16 protein-coding genes and 1 tRNA gene are annotated in these 18559 nt (G+C 72.4%); 8 read left to right on the top strand and 9 right to left on the bottom strand.

What is annotated here, in order from left to right; translation table 11 throughout:
* Position 1 precedes the first annotated feature (1 nt).
* Positions 2–1807 carry an ABC transporter ATP-binding protein gene (locus ACS3YM_RS09970; RefSeq protein ID WP_439936288.1) on the top strand — a complete coding sequence of 602 codons (1806 nt, stop codon included), beginning with the start codon at positions 2–4 and terminating at the stop codon, positions 1805–1807.
* On the top strand, positions 1804–3618 hold the full coding sequence (locus ACS3YM_RS09965; protein ID WP_439936287.1) for an ABC transporter ATP-binding protein: 1815 nt from the start codon (positions 1804–1806) through the stop codon (positions 3616–3618). The genes ACS3YM_RS09970 and ACS3YM_RS09965 overlap by 4 nt, the downstream gene beginning before the upstream one ends.
* A gap of 1 nt (position 3619) precedes the next feature.
* On the opposite strand, the gene ACS3YM_RS09960 is transcribed toward ACS3YM_RS09965, so the two are convergent.
* A complete protein-coding gene (locus tag ACS3YM_RS09960) occupies positions 3620–3994 on the bottom strand; it encodes an SsgA family sporulation/cell division regulator (protein ID WP_439936286.1) in 375 nt (124 codons plus the stop codon).
* Between the two features lie 253 nt (positions 3995–4247).
* On the opposite strand from ACS3YM_RS09960, the gene ACS3YM_RS09955 reads away from it, so the two are divergent.
* Together ACS3YM_RS09955 and ACS3YM_RS09950 are read left to right on the top strand one after the other, a co-directional pair.
* The gene (locus ACS3YM_RS09955; RefSeq protein WP_439936285.1) at positions 4248–4730 is read left to right on the top strand and encodes a PGPGW domain-containing protein; all 483 of its coding nucleotides are present in this window, start codon (positions 4248–4250) and stop codon (positions 4728–4730) included.
* A gap of 69 nt (positions 4731–4799) precedes the next feature.
* Positions 4800–4871 (top strand) — tRNA-Val (locus ACS3YM_RS09950).
* 26 nt (positions 4872–4897) lie between these two features.
* On the opposite strand, the gene ACS3YM_RS09945 is transcribed toward ACS3YM_RS09950, so the two are convergent.
* The 4 genes from ACS3YM_RS09945 to ACS3YM_RS09930 form a co-directional block, all read right to left on the bottom strand.
* Complete coding sequence (locus ACS3YM_RS09945) at positions 4898–5659, bottom strand: GNAT family N-acetyltransferase (RefSeq protein WP_439936284.1); 762 nt, start codon at positions 5657–5659, stop codon at positions 4898–4900.
* Positions 5623–5862: a hypothetical protein gene (locus ACS3YM_RS09940; RefSeq protein ID WP_439936283.1), complete on the bottom strand. Its 240-nt coding sequence runs from the start codon at positions 5860–5862 to the stop codon at positions 5623–5625. The genes ACS3YM_RS09945 and ACS3YM_RS09940 overlap by 37 nt, the downstream gene beginning before the upstream one ends.
* A 271-nt stretch (positions 5863–6133) precedes the next feature.
* Positions 6134–8215, bottom strand: coding sequence for a SpoIIE family protein phosphatase (locus ACS3YM_RS09935; RefSeq protein WP_439936282.1), 2082 nt, complete (start codon positions 8213–8215; stop codon positions 6134–6136).
* A 207-nt stretch (positions 8216–8422) separates the two neighbouring features.
* On the bottom strand, positions 8423–9010 hold the full coding sequence (locus ACS3YM_RS09930; RefSeq protein WP_439936281.1) for a hypothetical protein: 588 nt from the start codon (positions 9008–9010) through the stop codon (positions 8423–8425).
* A 180-nt stretch (positions 9011–9190) separates the two neighbouring features.
* Between ACS3YM_RS09930 and ACS3YM_RS09925 the strand changes: the two genes are divergently transcribed.
* On the top strand, positions 9191–10246 hold the full coding sequence (locus tag ACS3YM_RS09925) for a YihY/virulence factor BrkB family protein (protein WP_439936280.1): 1056 nt from the start codon (positions 9191–9193) through the stop codon (positions 10244–10246).
* A gap of 73 nt (positions 10247–10319) precedes the next feature.
* The gene (locus ACS3YM_RS09920) at positions 10320–11189 is read left to right on the top strand and encodes an alpha/beta fold hydrolase (protein WP_439936279.1); all 870 of its coding nucleotides are present in this window, start codon (positions 10320–10322) and stop codon (positions 11187–11189) included.
* 36 nt (positions 11190–11225) lie between these two features.
* Here the strand turns inward: ACS3YM_RS09920 and ACS3YM_RS09915 are convergent, their stop codons facing one another.
* From ACS3YM_RS09915 to ACS3YM_RS09900, 4 genes are read right to left on the bottom strand one after another with little or no spacing between them, the layout of a single operon-like run.
* On the bottom strand, positions 11226–12026 hold the full coding sequence (locus tag ACS3YM_RS09915) for a glycosyltransferase family 2 protein (RefSeq protein ID WP_439936278.1): 801 nt from the start codon (positions 12024–12026) through the stop codon (positions 11226–11228).
* Positions 12023–13033: a glycosyltransferase gene (locus ACS3YM_RS09910; protein WP_439936277.1), complete on the bottom strand. Its 1011-nt coding sequence runs from the start codon at positions 13031–13033 to the stop codon at positions 12023–12025. The genes ACS3YM_RS09915 and ACS3YM_RS09910 overlap by 4 nt, the downstream gene beginning before the upstream one ends.
* A complete protein-coding gene (locus ACS3YM_RS09905) occupies positions 13030–14133 on the bottom strand; it encodes a glycosyltransferase family 4 protein (RefSeq protein ID WP_439936276.1) in 1104 nt (367 codons plus the stop codon). Before ACS3YM_RS09905 ends, ACS3YM_RS09910 begins: the two co-directional genes overlap by 4 nt.
* Positions 14130–15236, bottom strand: coding sequence for a glycosyltransferase family 1 protein (locus ACS3YM_RS09900; RefSeq protein ID WP_439936275.1), 1107 nt, complete (start codon positions 15234–15236; stop codon positions 14130–14132). The genes ACS3YM_RS09905 and ACS3YM_RS09900 overlap by 4 nt, the downstream gene beginning before the upstream one ends.
* Before the next feature lie 144 nt (positions 15237–15380).
* Here ACS3YM_RS09900 and thrS point away from each other — a divergent pair, with 144 nt between their 5' ends.
* Entirely contained in the window at positions 15381–17384 is a 2004-nt protein-coding gene (gene thrS, locus ACS3YM_RS09895; RefSeq protein ID WP_439936274.1) for a threonine--tRNA ligase, read from the top strand.
* Positions 17381–18544, top strand: coding sequence for a MalY/PatB family protein (locus tag ACS3YM_RS09890; protein ID WP_439936273.1), 1164 nt, complete (start codon positions 17381–17383; stop codon positions 18542–18544). Before thrS ends, ACS3YM_RS09890 begins: the two co-directional genes overlap by 4 nt.
* The last annotated feature ends 15 nt before the right edge of the window (positions 18545–18559 follow it).

The following is an 18559-nucleotide window of genomic DNA, read 5'->3' as shown; positions in this document are numbered from 1 at the left end:
AGTGACGGAAGACGCGGAGCCGCGAGGCACCACCACTCTCGACGGCTTCCGGGTCCTCTGGGTCGGCATCAAGCGCGAGCCGCGCGTCTTCACGATCGCCACGCTCGGTGCCGTGCTGTTCGGCGTGCTCACCGTGGCCGACGCCTGGGTGCTCGGCTGGTCGACGCAGCACGTGCTGATCCCCGCCTTCGACAACGGCGAGATCAGCACCGGCCTGCTCGTGTGGGTGGTCGCGCTCTTCATGGCGGTCGCGATCCTGCGGGCGATCGGCATCGTGGCCCGACGCCTGGGCGGCGGCATCATGTACTACCGGATGCAGTCGCACACGCGACGCGGCGTGACCCGCCAGTACCTCTCCCTGCCGATGGAGTGGCACCAGCGCCACCCGACCGGGCAGCTGCTGTCCAACGCCTACTCCGACGTCGAGGCCGCGTGGTCCCCGATCATGCCGCTGCCGATGGCCCTCGGCACCGTGGTGATGATGGTGATCGCGGTCGTCCAGATGTTCCTCGCCGACGTGGTGATGGCCGTGGTCGGCCTCCTCGTCTTCCCGGCGGTCGTGGTCGCCAACCTGCTCTACCAGCGCTACGCCTCGCCCCTGATGACGCGCGCGCAGGGTCTGCGCGCCGAGGTCAGCGAGATCGCGCACGAGTCCTTCGACGGCGCGATGGTGGTCAAGACCCTGGGTCGCGAGGTCGAGGAGACCGACCGGTTCCGCGCCAAGGCCCACGAGCTGCGCGCGGTCAACATCCGCGCCGGCCGGATCCGCGCGGTCTTCGACCCGGCGCTGGCCAGCCTGCCCAGCCTCGGCGTGCTGGTCGTCCTCGCCGTCGGGGTCTCCCGGGTCTCGAGCGGTGCCACCAGCGCCGGCGACGTGGTCACCATCGCCTACCTCCTCACGATCGTGTCCTTCCCGATCCGTGCGATCGGCTGGCTGCTCGGCGAGTTCCCGCGCTCGGTCGTCGGCTACCGCCGCGCCAAGGCCGTGCTCGACGCCACCGGCAACATGCCCTACGGCGACGACGAGCTGCCGCGCTCCGAGGCGGGTGCGCTCCTCCAGGTCGACGACCTCCACTACGCCTACGACCCCGACACCCCGCTGCTGCGCGGCGTGGACTTCGACGTCCAGCCCGGCCGCACGGTGGCCGTGGTCGGCCCCACCGCGTCGGGCAAGAGCACCCTCACCAGCCTGATGACCCGGCTCGTTGACCCCGACGCCGGGAAGATCCGGATCGACGGCCACGACGTCCGCGGCCTGAAGAAGGGCGAGCTGCCGCGCGACGTGGCGCTCGTGCCGCAGACCGCCTTCATGTTCGACGACACCGTCCGCGGCAACGTCACCCTGGGCGCCGACGTGCCCGACGAGGAGGTCTGGGGTGCGCTCCGCACCGCCCAGGCCGACGGCTTCGTCGCGGCACTGCCCGAGGGCCTCGACACCAAGCTGGGGGAGCGCGGCACGTCGCTGTCCGGCGGGCAGCGCCAGCGGCTCTCGCTGGCGCGTGCGCTCGTGCGACGGCCGCGGCTGCTGATCCTCGACGACGCCACGTCCGCCGTCGACCCCGAGGTCGAGGCCCGGATCCTCGCCTCGCTGCGCGACGACGTCAACGGGTCGGCCGCCTCGCTCGTCGTCGTCGCCTACCGCAAGGCCACCATCTCGCTGGCCGACGAGGTCGTGCACCTCGACGAGGGCCGCATCGTCGGCCGCGGCACCCACGCCGACCTGCTGGCCTCCAGCCCGGCCTACGCCCACCTCGTCAACGCCTACGAGGTGGACGCCGCGATCGACGCCGCAGGGGGCCTCGAATGAGCACCACGACCACGGAGCGGACCGCCGGCACCCGGATGGACAGCGGCGAGGACATCGGCGCCATCGCCACCATCCGCCTCGGCATGAAGTACTCGCCCGAGCTCCGCGACGGGCTCGGCCTGACCCTGCTGCTGGCGATCATCTCGTCGTGCGGCCAGGTCGTCGTCCCGATCGCGGTGCAGCAGACCCTCGACCGCGGGCTCAACGCGCCCGGTGGGCCGCGCCTCGACTACGTCGCGTGGATGGGCGTCCTGGCGGCTGTCGCGATCCTGGTCACCAGCGTGGCGTCGTACGCCATGACGAGCCGGCTGTTCACCACCTCCGAGCACGGCCTGGCCACGCTGCGCACCAAGGCGTTCCGCCACGTCCACGACCTGCCGCTGCTCACCCAGAACACCGAGCGCCGCGGCGCCCTCGTCTCGCGCGTCACCAGCGACGTCGACCAGGTGAGCCAGTTCCTCGTGTTCGGCGGGCTCATCTTCGTCGTCAGCATCGGGCAGATGCTCGTCGCGACCGTGCTGATGCTGGTCTACAGCTGGCAGCTGGCCGCCGTCGTGTGGCTCTGCTTCGCGCCGCTCTTCCTCTCGATCCGCTGGTTCCAGAAGAAGCTGTCGGCCGCCTACACCGTCGTACGCCACCAGGTCGGCGTGCTGCTCGGCGCGATCTCCGAGCCCGTCGTCGGCGCCGCGGTGGTCCGCTCCTACGGCGTCGAGGACCGCACCCAGGCCCGCATCGACACCGCGATCCAGGACTGGCAGGACGCCTACACCCACGCACAGACCTACACGGTCACCTCGTTCTCGCTGGGCGGCCTCTCCGCCGGGCTCGCCAACGCCGGCGTGATCGTGATCGGGGTGCTGCTCGGCTTCACCGGCGACATGACGCCCGGCCGGGTGCTCGCGTTCGCCTTCCTGGTCTCGCTCTTCGTCGGGCCCGTCCAGATGGGCACCCAGATCCTCACCGACGCGCAGAACGCCATCGCCAGCTGGCGCCGGGTGCTCGGCATCCTGGAGACGCCGGCCGACCTCGTCGACCCCGGCCCCGAGGGCGAGCAGCTGCCCCGCGGTCCGATCGACGTCCGCTTCGCCGGCGTCACCTTCGCCTACCCCGACGGGCCGCCGGTGCTGCGCGACGTCGACCTGGCCATCGAGGCCGGCACCCGCGTCGCGATCGTCGGCGAGACCGGCTCGGGCAAGTCCACGTTCGCCAAGCTCCTCACGCGACTGATGGACCCGGTCGAGGGGGCAGTGCTGCTCGACGGCGTCGACGTGCGCCGGATCGACGCGCGGTCACTGCGCCGGAGCGTGGTGCTGGTGCCGCAGGAGGGCTTCTTGTTCGACGACACCGTCGCCGCCAACGTGCGCTACGGCAAGCTCGACGCGACCGAGGACGAGATCCGCGACTCCGCCGTCGAGCTCGGCATCGACGACTGGCTGGCCGGCCTGCCGCGCGGCCTGCACACCAAGGTGGGACAGCGCGGGGAGTCGCTGTCGGCGGGGGAGCGGCAGCTCGTCGCCCTGCTGCGCGCGCACCTGGCCGACCCCGACCTGCTCGTCCTCGACGAGGCCACGAGCGCGGTCGACCCGGCTTTGGAGATGCAGATCGGGCGGGCGCTCGAGCGGCTGATGCAGTCGCGCACGTCGGTGACGATCGCGCACCGGCTCTCCACCGCCGAGAACGCCGACGAGGTGATCGTCGTCGACAAGGGCCGGGTGGTGCAGCGCGGGCCGCACGCCGAGCTGGTCGCGCAGGCGGGGAGCGTCTACTCAGGCCTCCACGCGAGCTGGATCGCCCAGCACTCCCAGCGCTAGCTCAGGACGCCGCCAGCACCTGGGTGATGAGCATGTCGACGTCGAAGAAGTCCGACTCGGCGCCCGGAGCGACGAGGGCCACGGTCCGGCCGACGAAGTCGTTGATGTCGGAGGAGCGGGCCAGGAGCACCAGGTGCCCGTCGGGGGAGCTGAGCTCGATGCTCACCATGGCGCGGCCGCTGACACCGATGGCCGGGGCCACGTGCACGTCGCCCTCGCCGACCGGCGACTCGGTGCCCCGCATGAGCAGGTCGCGCCCGAAGGTCCAGACGAGGTTGCCCTCGCCGGTGATGAAGGTCATGGCGACAGCGAAGGGGTCCGAGCTGGAGTAGCCGAGGACCGTGTCGATCTCGTGGCGGATGCCCCGCTCGTCCATGCACTCGACCGTGATGTCCAACGCAACGTCGGACACGGTGTGCCGGCCACCGGACATGTTCATCAAGGCTCCTTCTGGGGTTCCCTGGGTTGGTGCTCATGAGACGGCATCCGAGCGGACCCATGATGCGAAACGGCGAAATATGCCCCGGAGCGGTCCAGACCGCTTCTTGACGATGACTCGTGCGTTACTTGACGGTACGTCCGTTTTGCCGTGTCAGCCAAGTCTGGTGTGGCCCGGTAGGTTCTCCCTCATGACCGGGGCAGCCAAGCGCATCGTTCTCGAGACATTGGGATGGGTGCTCCTGCTGCTCGGCGTGGCGGCGATCTTCCTGCCGGGTCCGGGGCTCCTGGGCATCTTCGCGGGGCTTGCCCTGCTGTCGCAGCAGTACGACTGGGCCGACCGCCGCGTCGAGCCCGTCCGCCTGCGAGCCATGCTGGGCGCGGCCGAGGGCGTCGAGACCTGGCCACGCGTGGTCGCGTCGTGCCTGGGCGCGGTGGCGCTGGCAGCGTTCGGCGTGCTGTGGATCGTGCGACCGCCGCCGCCCGGGTGGTGGCCGTTGTCCGAGACCTGGTGGTTGCCCGGCGGCATCTGGACCGGGGTGACCCAGGTCGTCTCTGCCTTCATCGCGGTCGGCCTGATCATCTACAGCTACCGCCGCTTCCACGGTCACCCCGAGAAGGCGGACGAGCTGCGGGAGCAGATCAAGAGCGGCGGCGGCAAGTCCGGGGACTGACCAAGACCGATGCTGGTCCGACCCTGATTCGGGGCCGGGCACAGGCATGGGATATCGTTCCCGCGTCTCGGGCGATTGGCGCAGTGGTAGCGCGCTTCGTTCACACCGAAGAGGTCACTGGTTCGAACCCAGTATCGCCCACCGAGAATGGCCAGAGCGGCGCTCCCTCAGGGAGCGCCGATCATCCCGAGGGTCCGCCGCACCAGCCGTCGCGCGGCCTTGTCCGCCGGCGTCAGCGGCACGGCCTCGAAGCGGATCTCCGGGTAGTCGTAGGCCACCGCTCCGAGCGCCTCCTTGTAGACCGCCAGTGCGGTCGAGCCGCCGGTCTCGCCGAGGTGGAACCACTCGCAGCCGGTGGCGTACGCCTCCTGGATCGCCAGCCAGTCGAGGTAGGGCATGACGCCGAGGCTGCCCAGCCGCTCGCGGTCCATCGCAGACCGGGTCGCGTGGGCGTTGCGGCCCAGCACGACCACGTTGGCCGCCACCGGGTGCCCGTCGATGCGGGCGACGCGGACCCGGAACTGGTCCGGCATGGCCGTCGCCAGCGCGTCGGTGCGGGCCGGGGGCTCCGAGACCTTTTCGCGTCGCAGCGCCAGCCAGAGCGGCTCCTGGGTCTGCTCCGCCCAGCGGATGACCGACAACCGGCGGAGGTGCTGGTACTCCGCGATCAGGCCGGACCCCGACCCGACCTCGATCTCGAGGTCGAGGGCCTCCACCCGACGGATGTGTCGCCGGGTCTCCTTCTTCATCCCCGCGAGGATGGCCTCCGGGCCCCGGCGGAGGTCCAGGACGTGGGCCCGAGACTGGAGGCGCACGGCGCGGCGTGGGGTCGGCAGGGCGCTCCACACGGCCCCGGCGAGGGGGTTCGGGCGCACCCGCAGGCGTAGCGCGGTCATGCCGCCCAGGTCGTCGAGCACGGCGGCCACCACCGGTGGTTCCTGGCGCGCGGGCCGGTGAGGCCACCGAACCCCCAGCCGTACGGCGGGCTGGCGAGCCAGGCGGGTGTGCGCCGGTGCCGGTACAACGGCAGCACCACGTGCGTCCCGTCGTCGAGGAGGTAGGCCCGGCTGGCGTCGGCCCACCGCCCGGTCCCGAGCACGGCGGCCGCCCAGGCGGGGGTGTGGTCGGCCATGGCCATCGGGTCCGCGGAGACGGCGGCGCGCCACAGGGCACGGGGTGCAGGCGAGGTCGCCGCGACGAGCGGGGAAGGCGTCGGCAACGCGGAGACCCCCTGCTCTTCGTGTCTCCTGCGCGGCGCGACAGGGACCTCGTCGCTTGCGGGAGCTCGGTCGCGCCAGACTAGGGCGACCCGCACGCCCAACGGCTCGGGTCGGACGGACTTTCCCCTTCATGGGGAGTGCCACCGGTCGTCGCCACGCGCAGCGGGTCGTGGGGCGGACACCTCAGCCGGGCGCGAGCCTGACGACCAGGAGCGCCACGTCGTCCTCCGGGTTGTCGCCGATCATCCCCCCGAGCAGGTGGTCGCACAGGTCGTCCACGTCGAGGCGCTCCGGGGCCAGCTCGCCCAGGAGCTCGGCGAGCTCGGTGACACCGTCGTCGACGTCACGCTCGCGACGCTCGACCAGCCCGTCGGTGTAGAAGACCAGCGTCGCCCCGGGCTCGAGGACCGCGACGTGCTCGGCTCGCGGCGTGGTCGGGTCCAGGCCGAGCAGCAGGTCGTTGGTGTCCACGTCCGCCATCCGGCTGACGTGCCCGTCCGAGCCCAGCATGAGCGCCGGCGGGTGACCCGCGTGGGACCATCGGACCAGGGCCTCGCCGGGGGCCGCCCCGAGGCCCGCGCGGAGCTCGAACCGGGCCACCACGGCCGTGGCCGTGGTCTCCATCTGGAGGGACTCCATGACCGTGTCGACACCGGTGAGGATGGCCGCCGGCGCGCCGCCGCTGTGCACGGCGATGCCGCGCAGCAGCCCGCGGACCTGCGACATCGCGGCCGCTGCCTCGACGTCGTGGCCCACCACGTCGCCCACGACGACCACGACGTCCGGCGACCCTGACGCGCCACCGCCCTGCACGAACGCGTCGTACCAGTCCCCGCCGATCCGGGCCGTCTCCCCGGCCGGCTGGTAGCGCGTGCCGATCTGGAGGTGGCCGGGCCGGGGCGGCGCGGAGAGGAGGCTGCGCTGCAGCGTCTCGGACACGTCGCGCTGGGCGGCGTAGAGCCGGGCGTTGTCCAGCCCCAGCGCCGCGCGGGCGCCGACGTCCTCGAGCAGGACCACGTCCTCGCTCGTGAAGGCGGGTCGGTGGCCGCCGCGGAAGAGGCTCAGCACGCCCACGGTCCGTCCCCGCGCGCGCAGGGGGACCACCGCCGCCGACGCCGGTGCGAGCTCCAGCAGCCGGTCACGGGCCTCGCCGGGCAGGAGCACGTCGGCGACCTCGCGCGCGGCGTCGGACTCCATCAGGACGGGCGTCATGTCGCGGATGGTCCGCGCCAGGTAGGAGGAGTCGGTCATGGCCTGCAGCCGCAGGGACGCGTATCGCTGCAACGTCTCCAGCATCGCGGGGTCCTCGTGGGACCAGCCGACGTCGCGCAGGCCGCGCCGCCAGTCCGAGGCGTGCGGGTCCACGACCATGGTGACCAGGCACCAGTCCGCCAGCTGCGGGACCAGGAGCGTGGACAGGCGGCTGACGCCCTCGGCCGGGTCGAGCGTGCTGGTCAGCGACTCGGAGACCGAGGCCAGCAGCGCGATCTGGTCGGCTGACCGGGCCAGGGCGTCCTGCGCCTTCCGGCGGGCGGTGATGTCCACGAAGTAGACGGCCAGTCCCTCGGGGGCGGGCCACGCGCGCACCTCGTACCAGGCGTCGAGGGGCAGCGGGTAGTGGGCCTCGAACGACACGGGCCTGCCGGTCGTGACCGCGCGCCTGTAGTGGTGCTCGAACGTGCTCCCGACGGACGCAGGGAAGGCCGTCCAGATGACCTGACCGAGCAGCTGGTCCCGGGGGGAGCCGAGCAGGCGCTCGGCCTCGGCGTTGACGTAGCTGAAGCGCCACTCCTGGTCCAGCTGGAAGAACGCGGACGACATCGACTCCAGCACCCGCCCCACCCGCGCCTCGCCCTCGTGGACGTCAGTGGTGTCGTACGCCGCGCCGACCAGGCGCACGGCCGGCCCGCCGGGCTCGTCGGCCAGCGCCCGGCCACGGGCCTCGATCCAGCGCACCGTCCCGCTCGGCAGCACCACGCGGTACTCCGCGTCGAAGTCGCCGCAGGACTCCACGGCCCGCTCGAGGGCGGCGGTCACGCGGGGGAGGTCGTCGGGGTGGACCGACTGGTTGAAGGACTCGATCGTGCCCCCGAACGACTCCTCGTCCAGTCCGAAGAGCTCCAGCAGCCGCCCGTCCCAGCGCAGCCGACCGCTGACGAGGTCCCAGACGAAGGCACCGACACCGGCCGCTTCCACGGCGAGACGCCAGGCGACGCGGTCGCTCTCGGCGTCCAGGGCCGCCTCTCGCGCACCGATGTGGGACACCCGGATCCTCCTCCACGGGCGCAGTGGACGCCCCAGTTCTCGAGGCGCCGTCTCCAGCGTTCCACAGGCTCGGGCCACGCGTGGCAGAACGGGACAGGCTCTTCCCCGATGTGGTCGACGTGGGGGATGCTGCTGATCGGGTGCCCCGACGTGACAGGGCCCGGTCGGTCCGTGACCGACCAGGCCCTGGGGCGTGGGTGTGGGGGATCAGGCCGGAGCCAGCTGCGCCTGGCGCACCTCGGCCGTCTCGGTGCGGCGTGCGTGCCGCAGGCCCAGCTGGACCAGGGCCAGGAGGACGAAGGCTCCGACGAAGGCGGCGAGTGCTGCGTAGCCGGCGATGGTGCCGATGGTGGCGAAGGCGTACCCGTAGAGGAGCAGGCCGCGCAGCGTGTTGCCCATGAAGAGCGTCTGGCGCAGGCCGCCGAGCGCCTGGCCCTCCTCGCTCGCCTTGGCCTCGTCGTCGAGGGCGAGGAACTCGCTGCTCACCTGCTGGTAGGTGCGACCGTCGCTCGCGGCGTTCATGTGCGCGAGGATGTAGTGGTCGGCGTAGGCCTTGGCCTCCGGGCCCGAGTCGAGCGCGCTGCCGGCGTACTTCTCGAGCGCGCTGGCGTCGGCCTCGGGCAGGCTGGCGAGGGCCTCGCCCTCCGGCATGGTGATGTCCTGCATGGTGAGCTGGTCCTTGACCTGGTCACCGATGAACATGTTGGCCCAGGTCAGCAGCCCGCCTGCGATCAGGAGCACGACGGCGAGCGCCAGCCCTGTCCAGGAGATCAGCTTGTCGAGTACCGCGCGCATGATGTGCCTTCCGTCTGGGGAGTCTTGGGTCGTCTCCCGCTTCGCTCCGAGGTTATGGAGCAGGCAGGGTCCAACGGATGGGGCCAACGCCACCACGTGCCCGGGACCAAGGTCCTGTGGGCGTACGACGAGCGGGCTCGGGCAGGTGGTGAACCGGCGCAGGTGGGGTACGGGGGTGGCATGGATCGTGCCTCGACGAAGACCCACCGCGCCGCCGACAAGCCGGACTCACCGAACGACCTGACGAAGCAGTCCTGGACCTACGTCCTGCGCAAGACCGTGCGGGAGTTCTCCGAGGACCAGTGCCTCGACCTGGCGGCGGCCCTCACCTACTACGCCGTGCTGGCGATGTTCCCCGCGGCACTGGCCATGCTGTCGGTCGTCGGCCTGGTGAGCGACGGACGGGAGACGGTGGACACGCTCCTGGGGATCATGCGCGACATCGGCGCGGGCGACGCCGCGAAGACCCTCGAGCCGACGCTCGTCCAGCTCAGCCAGAGCTCGAGCGCCGGCTTCGGCCTCGTGCTGGGTCTGGCAGCCGCGCTCTGGTCGGCCTCGGGGTACACCGGTGCCTTCGGCCGCGGGATGAACCGCATCTACGAGATCGGCGAGGGACGACCGGTCTGGAAGCTGCGCCCGATGATGCTGCTCATCACACTGGTCACCGTCGTGCTCGCCGCCGCGGTCCTGGTCGGGCTGGTCATCACCGGGCCCGCCGCCGAGGCCGTGGGCAACGCCATCGGCCTGGGCTCGACCGTGGTGACCGTGTGGAACATCGCCAAGTGGCCGGTGATGCTCCTCGTCGTCATGTTCGTCGTCGGGCTGCTCTACTACGCCACGCCCAACGTGAAGCAGCCGAAGTTCCGCTGGATCAGCGTCGGTGCCGCCGTCGCGATCGTCATCTGGATCATCGCCTCGGCACTCTTCGGCTTCTACGTCGCCAACTTCAGCTCCTACGACAAGACCTACGGCTCGCTCGCCGGCGTGGTCGTGTTCCTGCTGTGGCTGTGGATCACCAACCTCGCGCTCCTGTTCGGCGGCGAGCTCGACGCCGAGCTCGAGCGCGGCCGTGAGCTGCAGGCGGGGCTGCCCGCCGAGGAGGAGATCCAGCTGCCGCCCCGCGACACCCGCAAGATCGACAAGGCGGAGGAGAAGGAGCGCGCGGACGTGCTGCGTGCGCGCCGCCTCCGTGAGACCCGGGGCCAGGACGCAGACCTGCAGGACAGCGACCGGTGACCGACGCGTCCCGGCTGGTGCGTGCGGGGTGTCCGTGAACGGTGCGGTCGGGCCGCTGGCCAGGAGAGGGACGGTGCCGCGGGGCCGGTTCGACCTGGCCGTCTTCGAAGGGGGCAACCCGGACGGTCCGACCATCGTCATGGTCCACGGCTGGCCCGACACGCACCACATGTGGCGGGGCGTCGCAGAGCTCCTGGCCGACGAGTTCCGCCTGGTCGCCTACGACACGCGCGGCCAGGGGGAGTCGGTCACGGACGCGCCCGACGACGGCTTCACGCTCGACGTACTGGCTGACGACCTCCTCGCCGTGACCGACGCTGTCAGCCCGGGCTCGCCCGTGCACGTGCTCGGGCACGACTGGGGCTCGGTGCAGGCGTGGGAGGCGGTGTGCCGTCCCGGCGCCGAGGACAGGATCGCCTCGTTCACCTCGATCAGCGGGCCCAACCTGGCCCACGTCTCGTCGTGGGTGCGCCGGACCCTGACCCGACCGGATCCTCGCGGCCTGGTGGACCTCGCCGGCCAGGCGATCGCCTCCTCCTACGTGCCGTTCCTCGTCTCGCCGTTCGCCCCGCCGGTCATCCGGACGCTCGCCGGGCGTCAGCGCTGGCGCCTGCTCCTGGGTGCAGCGGAGGGCCGACGTCCGCCCCCGGAGTCACATGCCGCCACGCTCCGGCGGGACATGGTCAGCGGGCTGCGCTACTACCGGGCCAACCTGGGTCGCGGGAACAGGTCTGGGCAGCAGCGGACACGCGTGCCGGTGCTCCAGCTCGCCCTGACCCGCGACGTCGCGGTCAGGCCGGCGTCCCTCGCCGCCAGCGATCCCTTCGTGGAGTCGCTCGAACGACGGGCTCTGCCCCACGGCCACTGGGCGGCCGTGACCCGTCCCGAGGTCGTCGCCGACGAGGTGGCCCGTTTCGTCGATCGCCACCGTGCGAGGACCTGACCACCGACCTGACCGCCGCCACCGGGGTCGCGGGGATCACCCGCGGGTGGACCACCGGCCGCGCTCGTCCCTGGTCGCGAGCCCCCGCTGCTCGAACGCCTCCAGCCAGCCGAGCATGGGTGTGGCACCCCAGCGGCCGCGGAAGACCTCGGCGTTGCGGACGATGTCGGCGACGTGCTCGACGGGCGGGCGGGAGACCGGGTGCCACTGGTGGAAGGCCCGGGCCGAGCCCACCCAGCCCAGGTCCAGGCCGACGTCGGCGACGATGCGTCCGAAGTCGGTGTCCTCGCCGCCGTAGCCGACGTAGTCCTCGCAGAAGCCGCCGGTGCGGTGCCAGGCGCCGGGCGAGCACGCGAAGGACAGCGACCAGAACAGGTCGGGGTCGGCGCCGCGCAGCCGTTCCCCGGCCGGTGGGGCGGGCCGCGCCGGGTGCGGCGAGTCGAGCGCCTCCAGCGAGGCGAGGTCGTACCCGCCGGCGGGTGGCGGGTCGAGGTAGGTGACCGGACCCGACCAGACCGTGTCCGGCTCCTCCGCCACCGCCTCGGCGTACGCCGCGAGCAGGCCCGGGCCGGCGAGGCAGTCCACGTCGAGGAACACCAGCGCGGACGCGCCCGCCTCGAGGGCCGTACGAGCGCCGCGGTTGCGTGCCGCTGCCAGCGGGAGGCCGAGAGGGGTGGTGGGCAGGCTGGCGCTGGTCCACGGCGCGGAGGCCACCACCGGGTCGTCGATGGCGACGACGACGTGCTCGTAGGGGACGGCGGAGGCCGCCAAGGAGGCGCGCTGCCGCGCGAGGTGCTCGTGCCGACTGTGCACCACCGTGACGACGGCGGTGGTCACGCCGCCCGCTCCCGCGCGACGACCTGCTCCACGACCGCAGCGATGCGCGCCGGCGCGCCGCCGTCGCACCAGTCGGCCCAGCCCTCGCCGTCGAGGAACAGCGCCTCGTGCAGGAGGTCGCGCCAGCCACTGCCCGGGGTCGGGTCGACCACCACGGCCGGCCATCCGTCGGACAACGCGCCGGCCGTCACGTGCTGCTCCTGGAAGGGGCGTGGAGCCGGCACGACGACGGCCGGCACGCGGAGGGCGGCCACCTCCGCGAGCGCGTTCTGCCCGGGGTGCAGCACCGCGACGTCGGCGGACGCCAGCACGGCGGCAGGGTCGGCGTGCCACGTGCCGAGGGTGCGGCTCAGGACGGTCCAGTCCCAGTCGGGCGTCTCCTCCTGGGCACGGGCCACGGCGTGGCGGGTGAACCCGTCGCCACCGGTGCCGGCAAGGAGCACCGCGTGGGGTCGGCGCCGGGCCGAGGGTGGCCGGCTCGGCACGACCGGGAAGCGCGACACGGCCCCGACGGCCTGCACCCGACCCGCCAGCAGGGGCTCCAACCCGGGGAGCAGCCGCGGCGTCAGGCCCGCCGGCCACGCCCCGACGACGGCCGAGGCGGCGCCGAAACCGAGCGAGTGGGCGGCGTCCGTACGACGACCGGGCGCGGTCAGCGCGACCACGGGCACGCCGTGCAGGCGGGCCAGCAGGCCCACCTCGACCGACTGGTCCACCACCAGCGCCATCGGGGCGTGCCGGTCGATCCAGCCGGAGAGGACCGACATCCGCTCGCGCAGGCCCGGGTCCTCGAGCGGCGCCCAGTGCAGCACGCCGTTCGCGGTGGCGTCGGCACCGGCGTAGGTCGGGGCACGGTCGTCACGCGGGAGCTGGATCCACGGGCCGGACCAGCTCTCCGGTCGGGAGAGCGACGACAGCCCGGTCACCGGACCGGGCAGGTGCGGCGCCACCGTCAGGGCGCGGTGCAGGTGGCCGCTGCCGTGGTGGTGCACGTAGTAGCCGATCACGCCGCCACCCGGCGTCGCAGCAGCTGGCGGTAGAGGTCCTCGTAGCGGTCCACCATGCGCTCCAGGGACAGGGCCGCCTCGGCGTGGGCGCGACACTGCCCCCGGTCCAAGGTCATGGCGTCGCCGATCGCGCTCGCGAGCATGTCGACGTCACCACCGGTGGCCAGGCGCCCGGTCGCGCTGGTGAGGACCTCGGGCAGCCCGCCGCGCGCGTAGGCCGCGACCGGCGTCCCGCAGGACAACGCCTCCGCCGCGACCAGGCCGTAGGGCTCGTCCCACGCCGGCGTGACGACAGCGACGGCCGAGCCGCCGACCAGGGCGGCCAGGTCGGACTGGTCGAGGTGGCCGGCGTACGTCGCCTCGCTGCCCAGCAGAGGCGCGACGGCCTCGCGGAAGTAGGCCAGGTCGAGCACGGGTCCCGCCAGCACGATCGGGATCCCCGCCCGGCGAGCGGCGAGGACGGCGTCGTGGGGTGCCTTCTCGGGCACGACCCGCCCCGACCACACGGCCGTCGCCCCACCGGGTCCCACCGGCCACCGGTCGACGTCCACGCCGTTGGGCACGCACGCACTGGGCGTGATCGCCGACCAGGCGGCGGCGGTGTGGCGCGACACGGCGGCGAACGAGCCGGCCCCGCGGTCGAGGCGCACCGCGGACTCAAGCCACCACTGCGGAGGCGTGTGCAGCGTGGTGAGGACCGGCATCGGGAGCGACCTCGCCATCGCGACCGGGAGGTAGTGGAGGCTGTTGTTGTGGAGGACGTCGTAGCGCTCGCCGTCCTGCCCGCCGAGCTCGAGCATGAGCGAGAGGTAGGCGTGGTGCTCGGCGACCTGGACGTGGGGAGCAGCGTCCACGTCGTGGCGGCCCAGGTCGTCGCGCAGCGGGTCCGGCAGCACGTCGACCCCCAGCTGCGTGGCGCCGAGCGCCGGGTCCGAGCCGGCGCCGGCGAAGACGGCCACGTCGTGGCCACGGCGGACGAGCTCGCGGGCGAGGTGCCACGTCATCGACTCCAGCCCGCCCGTGAAGGGCTCGCCGATGGGGAAGCGGCTGTTCGCGACCAGGCAGACCCGCAAGGCCTCTCGTGGGAGGAAGCCCGTCACCGGCTCACGTCCCGGTAGAGCCGCTCGTGGGCACGTGCCACCTCGCGACGCTGGTGGGTGCGCTCGTCGAGCGTGGCGCCGAGGCGGGGCCGTTCGTCGTACGCCCGCACCACGGCGCCGCGCAGCGACTCGGCGTCGAACGACTCGCCGTCGTTGGTGTAGGTCAGGATCGGGCCCTGGTCGGCGTAGTAGCCGCAGCTCGGGGCCAGCACCGTGGTCTGCAGGTCGCGGCACGCCTCCAGCCACCCGGAGTGGGTGCCGAAGGTGTAGGGCAGGACCGACAGGTCGAGCGAGGCGAGGTAGGTCCACAGGTCGTCGTCGGAGAAGTAGTCGTGCACGACGAGCTCGAGGCGACCGGCTGCCGCCTCGCGGCGCAGCCAGGCCGACAGGTCCGCGTCCCGGCGGGCGCCGTCGGCGTCGAGGATGTCGCGGTGGCAGTTGACCTGCACCACCGCGTCGTCGAGCCCCGCCACCGTCTCGACGAGCGTGGGGAGGATGCGCATCGGGTCCATGTTGGCGCGCAGGCTCTTGAGGTGCAGGCCGACGCGGAACGGGCGGTGCCGCCACAGCGGCCTGACCTCCAGGGCCCTCGACATCGTGTGGAGGTCCACGACGTGGGGATGGGGGACGACCGTCGCCGACCGCCCCCAGCGTGCCTCGATCTCGCGGGCCGCGCCCGGGGTGAGCGTGACGAGGGCGTCCGCGGCAGGGACGAGGACGTCGAGCTGCTCGTCGTGGAGACGCCGGTCGTCGTGGTGCGGGTTGCGCAGGTCGTGCACGGTGAAGACGAAGGGCTTGCCGCGCCCACGCAGCACCCGGGTGAGCCTCTCGAGTCGGTCCGGCGGGCAGGCGTCGAACCCGAAGTGGAGGTGGAACACGTCGAAGTCGGCGGTGCGCGCCCACTCGGGGTCGAGCATCACGGGAGGCCACCAGGTGGCGCCCGCGGGCCGGTCGGGATCACCCGGAGCAGGGTCCGGCAGGCGCACCGCGCCCCGACCGCCCAGGGGTGCGAGGTGGCGTACGTAGACGTGGCCGGACGGCACCGACGCAACGGTGAGGAGGGGAGCCTCGGACCTCGGCTCCCGGGTGCGCGCGATCGTCATGCTGCCGGAGTACCCCGATGCCCGTCGCCTCACCGCCCCCTCCACCCGGTCGGGTGGGAAACCGGGGTGAGGAGCCCCGCCCCCGGCCGATAGCATCGTGGGGGGCATCCGCCCCACCCCTCCACCCCTCCCGAAGGAGCTCTCGTGCCCGACATCAAGGTCGTCCGCGTCCACGCCGATCAGCGTGCGGAGACCACGGTCACGACGGGCACCAAGGCCTGGGAGCTGTTCCGTGACGACGCCGACGTCGTCGCCGCGCGGGTCGGCCGCCCCGGTGAGCAGGCGCTGAAGGACCTGGCCTACGAGCTCGCCGATGGCGACGAGGTCGAGGGCGTGGCCATCGACAGCGCCGACGGCCGCGACATCCTCCGGCACTCGACCGCGCACGTGCTGGCGCAGGCCGTGCAGCAGATCTGGCCCGAGGCCAAGCTCGGCATCGGCCCGCCCGTGAAGGACGGCTTCTACTACGACTTCGACGTCGAGACCCCGTTCGTGCCCGAGGACCTCGTCAGGATCGAGTCCGCGATGCGCAAGATCATCAAGGAGAACCAGCGCTTCGAGCGTCGGGTCACCACCGATGCCGACGCGTTGCGCGAGCTCGAGGACGAGCCCTACAAGATCGAGCTCATCGGCCTCAAGGGCGGCGCCGGCGCGGCCGACACCGAGGGTGCGAGCGTGGAGGTCGGGGCCGGCGAGCTGACCATCTACGACAACATCGGCCGCAACGGTGAGGCGAAGTGGTCCGACCTGTGCCGCGGGCCGCACCTGCCGACCACCAAGCGGATCCCCGCCTTCAAGCTGATGCGGAGCGCGGCGGCGTACTGGCGCGGCGACGAGAAGAACAAGCAGCTCCAGCGCATCTACGGCACCGCCTGGGAGACCAAGGAGGCGCTCGAGGAGCACCTCCACCGCATCGAGGAGGCGGAGCGGCGCGACCACCGCAAGCTCGGTCGGGAGCTCGACCTCTACTCGTTCCCCGACGAGATCGGCTCCGGGATGGCGGTCTTCCACCCCAAGGGTGGCGTGATCAAGCGGGAGATGGAGGACTACGTCCGCCGCCGGCACCTCGAGGAGGGCTTCGACTACGTCGGCACCCCCCACATCAGCAAGGACGGGCTGTTCCACACCTCGGGCCACCTGCCCTACTACGCGGACACCATGTTCCCGCCGATGGAGATGGAGCACGCCGAGTACCGCCTCAAGGCGATGAACTGCCCGATGCACAACCTCATCTACCGCTCCCGGCAGCGCTCCTACCGCGAGCTGCCGCTGCGGTTCTTCGAGTTCGGCTCGGTCTACCGCTACGAGAAGTCCGGCGTGGTCCACGGTCTGACCCGGGTCCGCGCGATGACCCAGGACGACTCCCACTCCTACGTGACCGCCGAGCAGGCCCCGGCCGAGGTCGAGCACCTCCTGACCTTCGTCACCGGGCTGCTGCGTGACTTCGGGCTGGACGACTACTACCTCGAGCTGTCGACCCGCGACGACTCCAAGCCCGACAAGTTCATCGGCTCCGACGAGCAGTGGGCGACCGCGACCGAGGTGCTCGAGACCGCGGCGCGGAAGTTCGGGGTGGACCTCGTGCCGGACCCGGGCGGCGCCGCGTTCTACGGCCCCAAGATCTCGGTGCAGGCCAAGGACGCGATCGGCCGCACTTGGCAGATGTCGACCATCCAGTACGACTTCAACCAGCCGGCGACCGACCGGTTCAACCTCGAGTACGTCGCCGCCGACGGCACTCGTCAGCAACCGGTGATGATCCACTCGGCCAAGTTCGGCTCGATCGAGCGGTTCATCGGCGTCCTCGTCGAGCACTACGCCGGCGCGTTCCCGCCCTGGCTGGCCCCCGTCCAGGTCCAGGGCATCCCGATCGCCGAGCGCCACAACGACTACCTCTTCGACATCGCGAGGCAGATGAAGGCGCAGGGGCTGCGGGTCGAGGTCGACGAGTCTGACGACCGGATGCAGAAGAAGATCCGCAACGCGCAGCTGCAGAAGGTGCCCTTCATGATGATCGCCGGCGACGCCGACGTGGAGGCGGGCGCGGTCAGCTTCCGCTACCGCGACGGCCGCCAGGACAACGGCGTGCCGCTGGCCGAGGCGATCGAGCGGGTCGCTGCTGCCGTGGCGAGCCGCGAGCAGGTGTGAGCCAGAGCGCCGGGGGCCGCCGTCCGGTCGTCGACCTCACCGAGGAGGAGGCACGCCGCAAGCTGCCCCTCAAGTGGGGCGTGCCCGAGGGCGTGATCCCGGCGTGGGTCGCCGAGATGGACTACGCGGTCGACCCGGTGGTGCTGGCCGCGGTGCAGGAGATGCTCGCCGACGGCATCACCGGCTACCCGCTCTTCGGCTGGGACCGCGCGCTCGCGGAGTCGTACGCCGCCTGGTCGGCGCGGCACTTCGGCTGGGCGCCCGAGCCCGAGTCCGTGCACCCGGTGGTGGACGTGACCGCCGGGGTGCGGCTGGCGATCGACGTGTTCAGCGGGCCCGGCGGGGTGGTCTTCCCGACGCCCGGCTACAACGCCCAGCACGGCCTGGCGCACGTGACCGGTCGGCAGGAGCACCTCCTCGAGGTGCCGACGTCGGCCGAGCGGTGCGAGATCGACCTCGACGCCCTCGACCGGCTCTTCGCCGGCGGCGCGCAGACGCTGCTGCTCACCCAGCCGCACAACCCCTGGGGCCGTGTCTTCACCCGTGCCGAGCTCGAGGGGATCCGGGACGTCGTCGTACGCCACGGGGCGCGCGTGGTCAGCGACGAGATCCACGCGCCGCTCGTCCTGCCCGGTGCCGAGCACGTCTCCTACCTCGACGTCGAGGGCACCCACGACCACGCGGTGGCCGTGGTGGCCGCTTCGAAGGCGTTCAACACCGCGGGGCTGCGCTGCGCCCAGCTCGTCGTGCCGTCGCCGGCCGACCGTCGGCTCCTCGCCGACCAGCCGCTCTCGCGCAACGACTCCTACTCCCCGGTGGGCGTCGTCGCCGCCCGCGCGGCGTACGACCACGGTGACGGGTGGCTGGCCTCACTGGTCGAGCGGCTCGACCAGCAGCGGACGCTGCTCGCCTCGCTCCTGGCGGAGCACCTGCCGGAAGTGCGGATGCGCCCGCTCGAGGCGACCTACCTCGCCTGGCTGGACGCCTCGGCCTACGGTCACGACGACGCCGCCGCGGTCGCCCTCGACCGCGGACGGGTGATGGTCAGCGCGGGGGAGTCCTACGCGCCCGGGACCACCGGCCAGGTCCGCCTCAACATCGCCACCTCGCCCGACCGGCTGACCCAGATCGTGGAGCGGCTGGCCAAGGCCTGGCGCTGACGCAGGCCCGCGCAC

Source organism: Nocardioides sp. N13(2025) (genome assembly GCF_051912545.1).
Lineage (GTDB): Bacteria > Actinomycetota > Actinomycetes > Propionibacteriales > Nocardioidaceae > Nocardioides.
Note: the sequence above shows the minus strand (reverse complement) of the source record. Positions and strands in the feature narration are given on the sequence as shown.